The sequence below is a fragment of the Streptococcus mitis genome (assembly GCF_946188585.1).
In the GTDB taxonomy this organism is placed as follows: domain Bacteria; phylum Bacillota; class Bacilli; order Lactobacillales; family Streptococcaceae; genus Streptococcus; species Streptococcus mitis_DG.
In genome coordinates, this window is record NZ_CAMHVI010000004.1 from 68258 (window position 1) to 82784 (window position 14527).

The following is a 14527-nucleotide window of genomic DNA, read 5'->3' on the forward strand; positions in this document are numbered from 1 at the left end:
AAACATGGCTAATATTTTAAAAACAATTATCGAAAATGATAAAGGAGAAATCCGTCGTCTGGAAAAGATGGCTGACAAGGTTTTCAAATACGAAGACCAAATGGCTGCTTTGACTGACGACCAACTAAAAGCAAAAACAGTTGAATTTAAAGAACGTTATCAAAATGGAGAATCACTGGATTCACTGCTTTATGAAGCATTTGCGGTTGTCCGTGAGGGTGCTAAACGTGTCCTAGGTCTCTTCCCATATAAGGTTCAGGTCATGGGGGGAATCGTTCTTCACCATGGTGACGTGCCAGAGATGCGTACAGGGGAAGGGAAAACCTTGACTGCGACCATGCCAGTATACCTCAATGCTCTTTCAGGTAAAGGGGTTCACGTAGTTACGGTCAATGAATACCTATCAGAGCGTGACGCGACTGAGATGGGTGAATTGTACTCATGGCTTGGTTTGTCAGTAGGGATTAACTTGGCTGCCAAATCTCCAATGGAGAAAAAAGAAGCCTATGAGTGTGATATTACTTACTCAACCAACTCAGAAATCGGATTTGATTACCTTCGTGATAACATGGTCGTCCGCGCTGAAAACATGGTACAACGTCCGCTCAACTATGCCTTGGTCGATGAGGTTGACTCTATCTTGATTGACGAAGCCCGTACACCTTTGATCGTATCAGGTGCCAACGCGGTTGAAACCAGTCAGTTATACCACATGGCAGACCACTATGTAAAATCTTTGGACAAAGACGACTACATCATCGATGTGCAGTCTAAGACTATTGGTTTGTCAGATTCAGGGATTGACAAGGCTGAAAGCTACTTCAAGCTTGAAAACCTCTATGATATCGAAAATGTGGCTTTGACTCACTTTATCGATAATGCCCTTCGTGCCAACTACATCATGCTTCTCGATATTGACTATGTGGTCAGCGAAGAGCAAGAAATCTTGATCGTTGACCAATTTACAGGTCGTACTATGGAAGGTCGTCGTTATTCTGATGGCTTGCACCAAGCCATTGAAGCCAAAGAAGGTGTGCCGATCCAGGATGAAACCAAGACGTCTGCCTCAATCACTTACCAAAACCTTTTCCGTATGTACAAGAAATTGTCTGGTATGACGGGTACAGGTAAGACTGAGGAAGAAGAATTCCGTGAAATTTACAACATTCGTGTTATTCCAATCCCAACAAACCGTCCTGTTCAACGTATTGACCACTCGGACCTTCTTTATGCAAGTATCGAGGCTAAGTTTAAGGCGGTTGTCGAAGACGTTAAGGCTCGTTACCAAAAAGGTCAGCCTGTCTTGGTTGGTACAGTAGCGGTTGAAACTAGTGACTACATTTCTAAGAAATTGGTCGCTGCTGGCGTTCCTCACGAAGTTTTGAATGCCAAAAACCACTATAAAGAAGCTCAAATCATCATGAATGCTGGTCAACGTGGTGCTGTTACTATCGCAACTAACATGGCCGGTCGTGGTACTGACATCAAGCTTGGTGAAGGGGTTCGCGAATTGGGTGGACTTTGTGTTATTGGTACAGAACGCCATGAAAGCCGTCGTATCGATAACCAGCTTCGTGGACGTTCAGGTCGTCAAGGAGACCCAGGTGAGTCACAATTCTACCTATCTCTTGAAGATGATTTGATGAAACGTTTTGGTTCTGAACGCTTGAAAGGAATCTTTGAACGTTTGAACATGTCTGAAGAGGCGATTGAGTCTCGTATGTTGACGCGTCAAGTTGAAGCAGCACAAAAACGTGTCGAAGGGAATAACTACGATACTCGTAAACAAGTCCTTCAATACGATGATGTCATGCGTGAACAACGTGAGATTATCTACGCTCAACGTTACGACGTCATCACTGCAGATCGTGACTTGGCACCTGAAATTCAGTCTATGATCAAACGCACGATTGGTCGTGTCGTTGATGGTCATGCGCGTGCGAAACAAGATGAAAAACTAGAAGCAATTTTGAACTTTGCTAAGTACAACTTGCTTCCAGAAGATTCGATTTCAATCGAAGACTTGTCAGGCTTGTCTGATAAGGCTATCAAGGAAGAGCTCTTCCAACGTGCCTTGCAAGTTTACGATAGTCAGGTTTCAAAACTACGCGATGAAGAAGCAGTTAAAGAATTCCAAAAAGTTTTGATTCTACGAGTGGTGGATAATAAGTGGACAGATCATATCGACGCCCTTGATCAATTGCGTAACGCGGTTGGACTTCGTGGCTATGCTCAGAACAACCCAGTTGTTGAGTATCAGGCAGAAGGTTTCCGTATGTTTAATGATATGATTGGTTCGATTGAGTTTGATGTGACACGTTTGATGATGAAAGCACAAATTCATGAACAAGAAAGACCACAAGCAGAACACCATATCAGTACAACAGCGACTCGTAATATCGCTGCCCACCAAGCAAATATGCCTGAAAATCTGGATTTGAGTCAGATTGGACGGAATGAACTTTGCCCATGTGGTTCTGGTAAGAAGTTTAAAAACTGTCACGGTAAAAGACAATAAAATGAGATAGTTTAGAGGCGGATACCTTGTGAAAAGTAAATTTTTACTTGGTATCCGTTTGATTTATAAGGAGATGAGTTATGGTATTTACAGCAAAGAGTCCTAAAATTAATATTGAAGAAGTTCGTGCCTTATCAAAATTAGACGGCCAAGCTTTGGAGAGAAAATCACAGCGCGATCAAGAGCTAGAAGCCATTATACGTGGAGAAGACCAACGAATTCTCTTGGTAATCGGACCATGCTCATCTGACAATGAAGAAGCTGTCCTTGAGTACGCTAAGCGTTTGGCAACTTTGCAAGAAGAAGTAGCAGACCGTATTTTTATGGTTATGCGTGTTTATACTGCTAAACCTCGTACCAACGGAGATGGCTATAAGGGCTTGATTCACCAACCTAATGCGACAGAAGCACCAAGCCTCATCAACGGAATCAAAGCTGTGCGCCATCTTCACTATCGTGTTATCACAGAAACAGGTATGACGACAGCTGATGAAATGCTTTATCCTGAAAATCTTCCGCTTGTAGATGATTTGATTTCATACATGGCGGTTGGTGCCCGTTCAGTTGAAGACCAGCAACACCGCTTTGTAGCAAGTGGGGCAGATTTCGCGACTGGGTTTAAAAATCCAACCTCTGGAAATCTCAATGTTATGTTTAATGGGATTTATGCTGCTCAAAACAAACAAAGTTTCCTTTTCCTAGGAAAAGAAGTGGAAACAACTGGGAACCCGCTTTCGCACGCCATTCTTCGTGGAGCGACCAATGAGTATGGTAAGAATATTCCTAACTACTACTATGATAATTTGATGGATACCATTGCCCAGTATGAGAAGATGGGCTTGGAAAATCCCTTTATCATCGTCGATACCAATCATGACAATTCTGGTAAGCAATATATGGACCAGATTCGAATTGTCCGTCAGACCTTGATTAACCGTGATTGGAATGAAAAAATCAAGCAGTACGTTCGTGGCTTTATGATTGAGTCTTATCTAGAAGATGGCCGTCAAAACGAACCGGAAGTATTTGGCAAGTCTATCACAGACCCTTGCCTTGGCTGGGAAAATACGGAAGCCCTTGTCAGAGAAATCTACCAAACGCTAGGAGAATAAGATGGCATTTATTGAAAAAGGTCAAGAAATCGATATTGAAGCAATCAAGGCAGAAACCCAATTGTCTGTGGAAGCCTTGCGCCTAAAGGAGCGTCGTGATAGAGAATTGGCAGACATCATTTCAGGGGAAGATGACCGTATCCTTTTGGTGATTGGTCCTTGCTCGTCTGACAATGAAGAGGCTGTCTTGGAATATGCCCGCCGTTTATCTGCCTTGCAAAAGAAGGTGGCGGACAAGATTTTTATGGTTATGCGTGTTTATACTGCTAAACCTCGCACAAACGGAGACGGCTATAAAGGCTTGGTACACCAGCCAGATACTTCTAAGGCTCCAAGTCTGATTAATGGCTTGCAGGCTGTACGCCAGTTGCACTACCGCGTGATTACAGAGACTGGTTTGACAACGGCAGATGAGATGCTTTATCCGTCAAATCTAGTCCTGGTAGATGATTTGGTCAGCTACCATGCTGTAGGAGCTCGTTCTGTGGAAGACCAAGAGCACCGCTTTGTGGCCTCAGGGATTGATGCACCGGTTGGGATGAAAAATCCAACCTCAGGAAATCTCGGAGTCATGTTTAACGGTATCTATGCTGCTCAAAATAAACAGACCTTCCTCTTCCATGGTCAAGAAGTTGAGACTTCAGGAAATCCCTTGGCTCACGTCATTCTTCGTGGCGCAGTCAATGAATATGGGAAAAATGAGCCTAACTTTTACTATGAAACTTTGCTAAATGCCATTGAACGCTATGAAGCCATGGGACTTGAAAATCCCTTTATCCTCATTGATACCAACCATGATAACTCAGGCAAGCAATATATGGAGCAAATTCGGATTGTTCGTCAGACCTTGCAAAATCGTGATTGGAATGAGAAGATTAAAAAGACAGTTCGAGGCTTTATGATTGAATCCTACCTAGCAGATGGTCGTCAAAACCAGCCAGAGGTCTTTGGTTGTTCTATAACCGATCCTTGTCTAGGTTGGGAAAATACAGAGGCCTTGGTAGAAGAGATTTATGCTACCTTGACAAAATAAGTGAAAAGGATGGAGTTGGGGAATCTCAACTCCTTTTGATGAGAATGATAGTTGGACACGGAATTGACATCGAAGAATTAGCTTCGATAGAAAGCGCAGTTACACGACATGAAGGATTTGCTAAGCGTGTGCTGACCTTCAAGGAAATGGAACGGTTTAATAGTCTTAAAGGGCGCAGGCAAATAGAATATTTAGCTGGCCGCTGGTCGGCTAAGGAGGCCTTTTCCAAGGCTATGGGAACTGGCATTGGCAAGCTCGGTTTCCAAGATTTGGAAGTATTGAACAATGAACGCGGGGCGCCTTATTTTAGTCGGTCACCATTTTTAGGAAAGATTTGGCTGTCTATCAGCCACACCAATCAGTTTGTGACAGCCAGTGTCATTTTGGAGGAAAATCATGAAAGCTAGTCCACATAGACCAACCAAGGCTCTGATTCATCTGGGAGCTATTCGACAAAACATTCAACAAATGGGAGATCATATCCCTAAAGGAACGCTCAAGTGGGCAGTGGTCAAGGCCAATGCCTATGGGCATGGAGCTGTTGCTGTTGCGACGGCGATTCAAGATGATGTAGATGGTTTTTGCGTTTCGAATATAGATGAAGCCATTGAACTCAGACAGGCTGGACTCAGCAAACGAATCCTCATTTTAGGAGTTTCTGACATCGAAGCTGTTGCTCTGGCTAAAGAATACGACATTACCTTGACAGTGGCTGGGCTGGAGTGGATTCAAGCACTCTTAGTTAAGGAAGCAGACCTAACAGGTTTGACAGTCCATCTCAAGATTGATTCAGGAATGGGACGGATTGGTTTCCGAGATGCCAGTGAGGCTGATCAGGCTCAAGACTTGCTCCAACAACATGGTGCTCGTGTTGAAGGGATTTTCACCCACTTTGCGACTGCAGATGAGGAATTAGATGCTTACTTTAATGAGCAGTTAGAACGCTTTAAAACTATTTTGGCCAGTATGAAAGGTCTTCCAGACCTGGTTCACGCAAGTAATTCTGCAACGACTCTTTGGCATGCAGAGACTATTTTTAACGCTGTTCGTATGGGAGACGCTATGTATGGTCTTAACCCAAGTGGAGAGGTCTTGAACTTGCCTTATGACTTGAAACCAGCCTTGACCTTGGAATCTGCCCTTGTTCATGTCAAGACAGTTCCAGCTGGAGCTTGCATGGGCTATGGAGCCACCTATCAGGCAGATAGCGAGCAAGTCATCGCGACTGTTCCAATCGGCTATGCGGATGGTTGGACACGAGACATGCAAAATTTTGCTGTCTTGGTAGATGGCCAAGCTTGCCCAATCGTTGGACGAGTATCTATGGACCAAATCACCATTCGTTTGCCTAAACTTTATCCGCTAGGAACAAAAGTAACCTTGATCGGCAGCAACGGTGACAAGGAAATCACAGCTACTCAGGTAGCTGCCTACCGTGGGACTATTAACTATGAAGTGGTTTGTCTCCTCAGCGATCGCATTCCGAGAGAATATTATTAAAAAGAAAGGAGTGGAGCATGAATCTACATCAACCCTTGCATGTCTTACCTGGTGTGGGGCCAAAGTCAGCAGAGAAATACGCCAAACTAGGAATTGAAAACTTGCAAGACCTCTTGCTCTACTTTCCTTTCCGTTATGAAGACTTCAAAACCAAGCAAGTATTGGAACTAGAGGACGGGGAGAAGGCAGTCCTATCTGGTCAAGTCGTGACTCCTGCCAGTGTCCAGTATTATGGATTCAAGCGCAATCGTCTGCGCTTTAGCCTCAAGCAGGGAGAAGTCGTTTTTGCGGTGAATTTCTTTAACCAGCCCTATCTAGCAGATAAGATAGAGTTGGGAGCAACCCTTACTGTCTTTGGAAAATGGGACCGAGCCAAGGCTAGTCTGACTGGGATGAAGGTCCTGGCTCAGGTGGAAGATGACCTCCAGCCAGTCTATCGTCTGGCTCAGGGAATCAGTCAGGCAGGGCTGGTCAAGGTTATCAAGACAGCCTTTGATCAGGGACTGGACCTCTTGATAGAGGAAAATCTGCCCCAGTCTTTGCTGGACAAATACAAACTCATGTCCCGTTGTCAGGCTGTTCGCGCCATGCATTTCCCTAAGGATTTGGCAGAATATAAGCAGGCCCTTCGCCGTATCAAGTTTGAGGAACTCTTTTATTTCCAAATGCAATTGCAGACGCTAAAGTCTGAAAATAGAGTTCAGGGAAGTGGTCTGGTTCTGGATTGGTCTCAGGAAAAAGTGACAGCTTCTAAAGAAGGCTTGCCTTTTGCCCTGACTCAAGCTCAGGAAAAGAGTTTACAGGAAATTTTAACCGATATGAAGTCGGACCACCACATGAATCGTCTCCTACAAGGAGATGTGGGGAGCGGAAAAACGGTGGTCGCTGGCTTAGCCATGTTTGCGGCGGTGACGGCTGGTTATCAGGCGGCCCTCATGGTTCCGACAGAAATCCTTGCGGAGCAACATTTTGAGAGTCTACAGAGTCTCTTCCCAGACTTGAAACTGGCTCTTTTGACAGGTTCCTTGAAAGCTGCAGAAAAGAGAGAAGTCTTGGAGACTATTGCCAAGGGTGAGGCTGATTTGATTATCGGAACTCACGCTCTGATACAGGATGGGGTGGATTATGCTCGTCTGGGCTTGATTATCATCGATGAGCAGCACCGTTTTGGTGTGGGGCAAAGGCGTATTCTGAGAGAAAAAGGCGACAATCCTGATGTCCTCATGATGACGGCGACTCCCATTCCACGGACGCTGGCCATAACAGCCTTTGGCGATATGGATGTATCCATTATTGACCAGATGCCAGCAGGACGAAAGCCTATTGTGACGCGCTGGATCAAACATGAGCAGCTGCCTCAGGTCTTGACTTGGTTAGAGGGAGAAATTCAAAAAGGTTCCCAAGCCTATGTTATCTCTCCCTTGATTGAAGAATCAGAAGCTCTGGATTTGAAAAATGCTATTGCTTTATCTGAGGAGCTGACAGCTCATTTTGCTGGCAAGGCTGAGGTTGCTCTGCTACATGGTAAGATGAAGAGTGACGAAAAAGACCAGATTATGCAGGAGTTCAAAGAGAGAAAGACGGATATTCTGGTTTCGACGACGGTTATCGAGGTCGGGGTCAATGTTCCCAATGCGACAGTTATGATTATCATGGATGCTGATCGCTTCGGTCTCAGCCAGCTTCACCAGCTCAGGGGTCGTGTCGGTCGGGGAGATAAGCAATCCTATGCTGTTCTCGTTGCCAATCCCAAGACGGATTCTGGGAAGGACCGCATGCGCATCATGACGGAAACGACCAATGGATTTGTCCTTGCGGAGGAAGATTTGAAAATGCGTGGTTCTGGTGAAATTTTTGGAACCAGACAGTCAGGACTCCCAGAGTTTCAAGTGGCTGATATTATCGAAGATTTTCCAATTTTAGAAGAAGCCAGAAAAGTTGCTAGTTACATTAGTTCGATAGAAGCTTGGCAAGAGGATCCAGAATGGCGCATGATTGCCCTTCATCTGGAAAAGAAAGAACATTTAGATTAATACTCTTCGAAAGTCTCTTCAAACCACGTTAACGTCGCCTTGGATTATATATGTAACTGACTTCGTCAGTCTTATCTACAACCTCAAAGCAGTGCTTTGAGCAACCTACGGCTAGTTTCCTAGTTTGTTCTTTGATTTTCATTGAGTATAAGCTTTCTATAAGGAAATCTTAAGCTAGCTTTCAGGTTTGGCCCTTATACTAGAGTCATCAAAAAGAAACGAGGACTCTCACATGACAGTAACGATTAAAGTAAATTACCAAACCACTTTCCAAAAGAAAGAAGCAACAAAATAAGATTGAATAGAAGAAAGAGCAGGGATGCTCTTTTTTCGTTTTTAAAACTACTTTTAGTTTGTAAGATTAAAGAAAGAAAATCTAAATTCATTTTCTATTTCCCTTTCTTTCTTGCATTGCTTTCTTAGATATGCTACAGTTGTGGTAGCGATTACAAAATAAAAGGAGCATACTATGAAAAATCCAGCTTTATTAGAAGAAATTAAGACCTATCTAGGAAGGGACGAGGTTCCACAAGACTTTGATGCTTTTTGGGATGAGGAAGTGAAAAAAGTTTCAACTCTTCCGGCCTACCAGTTGGAGGAAAGAGATTTCCACATTCCTCAAGTCAAGTGCTATGAGTTAACCTTTGAAGGAAGCAAGGAAGGCAAGGTCTATGCACGCGTCGTTCTTCCAAAGAGTGAGGGTAAAGTTCCAATAATTTTCCATTTCCATGGTTATATGGGACGTGGCTGGGACTGGGCTGACATGCTGGCCTATACTGTGGCTGGTTACGGTGTTGTTTCCATGGATGTGCGGGGGCAGTCAGGTTATTCGCAAGACGGTTTGAGTTCTCCTTTAGGAAATACGGTTAAGGGACATATTATCCGTGGGGCTGTGGAAGGTCGGGATCATCTCTTTTATAAGGATGTTTATCTGGATATTTACCAGTTGGTCGAAATTGTTGCTAGTCTACCTCAGGTAGATGAGAAGCGCCTTTCTAGCTATGGTGCTTCACAAGGAGGGGCTCTAGCCTTGGTTGCGGCAGCGCTCAATCCTCGGATTCAGAAAACAGTTGCCATCTATCCCTTCTTGTCAGATTTTAGACGGGTGCTTGAGATTGGCAATACTAGCGAGGCTTACGACGAACTTTTCCGTTATTTCAAGTTTCACGACCCCTTCCATGAAACTGAGGAGGAAATCATGGCGACCCTTGCCTATATTGATGTAAAAAATCTTGCCCATCGTATCAAGGGTGAGGTCAAGATGATTACGGGCTTGGACGACGATGTTTGCTACCCTATTACCCAGTTTGCGATTTACAACCGTCTGATCTGCGATAAGGCCTATCGTATCATGCCTGAGTATGCTCACGAAGCCATGAATGTATTTGTCAATGACCAAGTCTACAACTGGCTATGTGGTAGTGAGATTCCTTTTAAGTATGTAAAATGATGGATGAGAGGGCCCAGTAGCTCTCTTTTTTATTATAAATGTTGAAAGTACTTTTAAAAATATTAAAATATTAAAATATTGCTGAAAGTAAAATCTATTCTATGACAAGCTCGAGATAAACCTATGACTTTATTGTATAATAAAGAAAAAGTCTCTAGGAAAGGAGTGAAATAGCTACTGTTTGGATTGCAGCTAGCTAAATTTTGAAAGAGAGAAGGATAGGGACTCTCGTTTATTAATTACTTTCTTATGTTTTCCTTTGATGGGGAGTAAAAATTTTAAAACAAAAAGAAAGCGCTTTATTTTTTAAAAATGGAAAGGTAGAAAGATGAATCAGAAGAATTTTGACAGAAAACAAAGATATGGTATTCGTAAATTTGCAGTAGGTGTAGCATCTGTAACCATTGGTGCAGTGGTGTTTGGAGTAAACCCTGTATTGGCAAATGAACAAGGAAACTCAACTGTAACTGCTGCTGAAAATAATAATCAAGGTTTATCAGAATTACCAAAAGAAGCTTCTTCAGGAAATCTTGCTCATTTAGATAGTGAATTAGCTGGAAAATTGGCAACAGCAAAAGACAATGGTGTGGAAGTTGATCAGGATAAGTTGAAGAAAAATGAGACTACTGAAGCAGAGACAACCACTCCAACAAATACACCTGCAGCTGAAAATACACCAGCTCCTGCTGATAAACCAGAAACAGATTCTGCAACTACAGAAGCAAGTAACAAGGAGCAAGATAAAGAAGAATAGGGAGTACTTCCTCGAGATTATTATGCTAGAGACATCGCAAATGCAACTCCAGTAGTGGAAAAAGAAGATGTTGAAACAAATGCGAAAAATGGCCAGCGTGTAGACTTAGCCAGTGAATTAGATACATTGAAGAAGCTTCAAAATGCGACTATTCATATGGAATTTAAGCCAGATGCTAAATCTCCAACATTTTATAATCTATTTTCAGTGTCTAGTGATAAGAAAAAAGATGAGTACTTCACAATGGCTGTTCTCAATAATACAGCCTTAATAGAGGGACGTGATGCTAATGGAGCACAATTTTATGATAAATATACGGATGCTCCATTGAAAATTAAACCTGGGCAGTGGAATTCGGTTACCTTTACTGTAGAAAGACCAAATGCAGACAATCCAGAAGGAAAAGTTAGACTTTATGTGAACGGTGTTTTATCGCGTACTAGCTTGAAGTCTGGTAAATTTATCAAGGATATGCCAGATATTACACATGCTCAAATTGGTGCAACAAATCGGGCAGGAAATTCAGTTTGGGGAGCAAATCTACAGGTTCGTAATTTAAGTGTCTATGACCGAGTACTGACTCCTGATGAAGTTCAAAAACGTAGCCAATTATTTGAAAGATCTGATTTGGAGCAAAAGCTACCTGAGGGAGCTAAACTTACTGAAAAACAAGATGTCTTTGAAAGTGGTATGCATAACCAACCAAATAAAGATGGCATCAAGAGTTATCGTATTCCTGCTCTTCTTAAGACAGATAAAGGCACTCTGATTGCTGGTGCAGATGAACGCCGTCTTCATTCAAGTGACTGGGGTGATATCGGCATGGTCGTTAGACGAAGTGAGGATAAGGGGAAGACATGGAGTGATCGAGTAACGATTACAAATTTACGAGACAATCCAAAAGCCTCTGACCCATCAATCGGTTCACCAGTGAACATCGATATGGCTTTGGTTCAAGATCCTGCAACAAAACGAATTTTTTCTATCTATGATATGTTCCCAGAAGGGAAAGGAATCTTTGGAATGGCTGCTCAAAGAGAAGAAGCCTATAAACAAATCGATGGCAAAACTTATCAAATTCTCTATAAAGAAGGCGAAGAAGGTTCCTATACAATACGCGAAAATGGTACAGTTTATACTCCAGATGGGAAAGCAACGGATTATCGTGTTGTTGTAAACCCAGTTAAACCAGCTTATAGCGATAAAGGTGATTTGTATCAAGGGGATCAACTATTAGGAAATATTTATTTCACAAGCAATAAAACGTCTCCATTTAGAGTTGCTAAGGATTCTTATCTATGGATGTCTTACAGTGATGATGATGGTAAGACTTGGTCAGCACCTCAAGATATTACCCCAATGGTAAAAGCTGATTGGATGAAATTCTTAGGGGTTGGGCCTGGAACAGGGATTACGCTTCATACCGGACCTCATAAAGGTCGAATCATTGTACCTACTTATACAACTAATCAGACCAACCACTTAAACGGTTCTCAATCATCTCGGATTATCTACTCAGATGACCATGGTAAGACTTGGCATATGGGAGGTGGTGTGAATGACCATCGTACGCTGACTGATGGTACTGTGATTGACTCAAGTACCATGAGTAATTATTATGCTCAAAATACTGAGTCCTCTGTTGTACAATTAAATAATGGAGATCTTAAGCTCTTCATGCGTGGATTAACAGGGGACCTTCAAGTTGCTACTAGTAAAGATGGTGGAGAAACTTGGGAAAATGATATAAAACGTTATGCGGATGTCAAGGATGTTTATGTTCAATTGGCTGCTATTCATACGATGCATGATGGAAAAGAGTATATTGTTCTTAGTAATGCAGGTGGACCAGGACGTTTCAACGGTTTGGTACACTTAGCTCGTGTCGAAGAAAATGGAGAGCTGACTTGGCTTAAGCATAATCCTATTCAAAGTGGTAAGTTTGCCTACAATTCTATTCAAGATCTCGGGAATGGCGAATATGGATTGCTTTATGAGCATGCAGATAACAACCAAAACGAATATACCTTGTCTTATAAGAAATTTAATTGGGATTTCTTAAGCAAGGATATGGTTTCTCCAACCGAAGCAAAAGTTACACATGCAGTTCATATGGGGCAAGGCATTATTGCCATGGAATTTGATTCAGAAGTATTGGTCAATCAAGCTCCAACTTTACAACTTGCCAATGGTAAAACAGCTACTTTTATGACGCAGTATGATACGAAGACTCTATTGTTTACAGTAGATCCAGAGGATATTGGTCAAAAAGTTACAGGCCTAGTAGAAGGTGCTATCGAAAGTATGCATAATTTGCCTGTTTCAGTAGTGGGGTTAAAGATTACTCATGGTGTAAATGGAAGTGAAGCTGCGATAAATGAAGTTCCAGAATTTACAGGTGGAGTTAATGGTGAAGAAGGAGCAGTAACTGAAGAAGTTCCTGAATACACTGGCCCATTAGCGATAGCAGGAGAAGAAGCACCAACAGTAGAAAAACCAGAATTTACGGGTGGAGTTAATGGAGAAGAAGCTGCAGTAACTGAAGAAGCTCCTGAATATACAGGTCCATTGGCAACAGTGGGAGAAGAACCAGCGCCAACAGTAGAAAAACCGGAGTTTACAGGTGGAGTGAATGGAGTAGAAGCTCTTGTAACAGAAATTCCTGAATACACAGGTTCCTTAGCAACAGTGGGAGAAGAGCCAGCACCAACAGTAGAAAAACCGGAATTCAAAGGGGGCGTAAATTCAGTTCTAGCAGCTTCAAATGAGGTTCCGGAATATAGAGGTGGTGCTAACTTTGTCTTGGCAGCTTCAAATGCTCTTCCTGAGTATAAAGGAGGTGTCAATGGAGCTGAGGCAGCAATCCATGAAGTGCCAGAGTACAAGGGAGAAACCAAACCAGTCTTAGCAGCTGCAAACGAACGTCCAGCTAAGAAGTTATCTCTTGGACAAGGTGCTACTTATCAAGCACCAGCGGCTAAACAAAATGAGCTTCCAAATACTGGAAGCAAAGAAAATACAACTTTTATTTCTCTAGGATTAGTGGCAGGTCTCTTATCTGTTTTGACATTTGGGAAGAAACGAAAAGAAGACTAGGTCTTGAATAAAATGAATTTTGCTCATCGTTAATGATAAAAGAGATGGCCCATTTGAAAGATGGCTATCTCTTTTTATCATTTTATATACTGAGCGAATTGAAAATAAGACAGTGCTGAAACTACTTTCAGAAACGGCTGTTCTATAAAATACTTTTGAAACTGAAATCTATTCTATCACAAACTATTGAAAGCGCTTTAAAAATAATATATAATGAACCCATAAGAACAAAGAAAAGGAGGAAAGAGGATGCCACAGATTACTAAAGAAGCCTTGATTGCACAAATCAAAGATGGAATCATCGTTTCTTGTCAGGCCCTTCCTCACGAACCGCTCTATACAGAAGCGGGAGGAGTCATTCCCTTGCTGGTCAAAGCGGCTGAGCAAGGTGGAGCAGTCGGTATCCGAGCAAACAGTGTTCGTGATATCAAGGAAATCAAGGAGGTCACAAAACTTCCAATCATTGGGATAATTAAACGAGATTATCCACCGCAAGAGCCCTTCATCACTGCTACTATGAAAGAAGTTGATGAATTGGCAGAACTTGATATAGAGGTAATTGCTCTGGATTGTACCAAGCGTGAACGCTACGATGGTTTGGAGATTCAAGAGTTCATTCGTCAGGTTAAGGAGAAATATCCTAACCAGCTCTTGATGGCTGATACAAGTACTTTTGAAGAAGGACTAGCAGCTGTTGAAGCAGGAATTGACTTTGTCGGAACAACTTTATCAGGATACACATCTTACAGTCCAAAAGTGGATGGTCCCGATTTTGAATTAATTAAAAAACTCTGTGATGCCGGTGTAGATGTCATTGCAGAAGGGAAAATTCATACACCAGAACAAGCCAAACAAATCCTTGGATATGGAGTGCGAGGCATCGTTGTTGGTGGCGCTATTACTAGACCAAAAGAGATTACAGAACGCTTCGTTGCTGGTCTTAAATAACACAATCTCAAAAAAGAGGAGAGTGGTGGATGCGTCGGATAAAATGAAAACGTATACAAGTTCAATCTTACTCATTATCCAAT

The 14527-nt window shown here is 42.4% G+C and carries 8 protein-coding genes and 1 pseudogene; all 9 read left to right on the forward strand.

What is annotated here, in order from left to right; translation table 11 throughout:
- Window positions 1-4: 4 nt before the first annotated feature.
- The 9 genes and pseudogenes from secA to N8M66_RS06500 all read left to right on the forward strand — a co-directional run bounded on the left by secA (window position 5) and on the right by N8M66_RS06500 (window position 14444).
- A complete protein-coding gene (gene secA, locus N8M66_RS06460; RefSeq protein ID WP_224218619.1) occupies window positions 5-2518 on the forward strand; it encodes a preprotein translocase subunit SecA in 2514 nt (837 codons plus the stop codon).
- Between the two features lie 80 nt (window positions 2519-2598).
- Complete coding sequence (locus tag N8M66_RS06465; RefSeq protein WP_261046270.1) at window positions 2599-3630, forward strand: 3-deoxy-7-phosphoheptulonate synthase; 1032 nt, start codon at window positions 2599-2601, stop codon at window positions 3628-3630.
- Window position 3631: 1 nt separating this feature from the next.
- Window positions 3632-4663, forward strand: coding sequence for a 3-deoxy-7-phosphoheptulonate synthase (locus N8M66_RS06470; protein ID WP_049521667.1), 1032 nt, complete (start codon window positions 3632-3634; stop codon window positions 4661-4663).
- A 44-nt stretch (window positions 4664-4707) separates the two neighbouring features.
- Window positions 4708-5070 (forward strand): holo-ACP synthase, encoded by a 363-nt coding sequence (acpS, locus tag N8M66_RS06475; RefSeq protein ID WP_261046384.1) that lies wholly within the window; start codon window positions 4708-4710, stop codon window positions 5068-5070.
- Window positions 5060-6163, forward strand: a complete 1104-nt coding sequence (gene alr / locus N8M66_RS06480; protein WP_261046273.1) for an alanine racemase — start codon at window positions 5060-5062, stop codon at window positions 6161-6163. The genes acpS and alr overlap by 11 nt, the downstream gene beginning before the upstream one ends.
- Window positions 6154-8196 (forward strand): ATP-dependent DNA helicase RecG, encoded by a 2043-nt coding sequence (gene recG / locus N8M66_RS06485; protein WP_261046386.1) that lies wholly within the window; start codon window positions 6154-6156, stop codon window positions 8194-8196. Before alr ends, recG begins: the two co-directional genes overlap by 10 nt.
- 469 nt (window positions 8197-8665) lie before the next feature.
- Complete coding sequence (locus N8M66_RS06490; protein ID WP_261046274.1) at window positions 8666-9646, forward strand: acetylxylan esterase; 981 nt, start codon at window positions 8666-8668, stop codon at window positions 9644-9646.
- Between the two features lie 328 nt (window positions 9647-9974).
- Window positions 9975-13496 (forward strand): annotated as a pseudogene (locus tag N8M66_RS06495) (SIALI-17 repeat-containing surface protein).
- A gap of 249 nt (window positions 13497-13745) precedes the next feature.
- Complete coding sequence (locus N8M66_RS06500) at window positions 13746-14444, forward strand: N-acetylmannosamine-6-phosphate 2-epimerase (RefSeq protein ID WP_001135675.1); 699 nt, start codon at window positions 13746-13748, stop codon at window positions 14442-14444.
- Window positions 14445-14527: the final 83 nt, after the last annotated feature.

What these genes read in the sequence shown, in the direction of transcription:
- N8M66_RS06490 (WP_261046274.1), top strand. Translation starts at nt 8,666, where the DNA reads ATGAAAAATCCAGCTTTATTAGAAGAAATTAAGACCTATCTAGGAAGG.
- N8M66_RS06500 (WP_001135675.1), top strand. Translation starts at nt 13,746, where the DNA reads ATGCCACAGATTACTAAAGAAGCCTTGATTGCACAAATCAAAGATGGA.
- acpS (WP_261046384.1), top strand. Translation starts at nt 4,708, where the DNA reads ATGATAGTTGGACACGGAATTGACATCGAAGAATTAGCTTCGATAGAA.
- secA (WP_224218619.1), top strand. Translation starts at nt 5, where the DNA reads ATGGCTAATATTTTAAAAACAATTATCGAAAATGATAAAGGAGAAATC.
- N8M66_RS06465 (WP_261046270.1), top strand. Translation starts at nt 2,599, where the DNA reads ATGGTATTTACAGCAAAGAGTCCTAAAATTAATATTGAAGAAGTTCGT.
- alr (WP_261046273.1), top strand. Translation starts at nt 5,060, where the DNA reads ATGAAAGCTAGTCCACATAGACCAACCAAGGCTCTGATTCATCTGGGA.
- N8M66_RS06470 (WP_049521667.1), top strand. Translation starts at nt 3,632, where the DNA reads ATGGCATTTATTGAAAAAGGTCAAGAAATCGATATTGAAGCAATCAAG.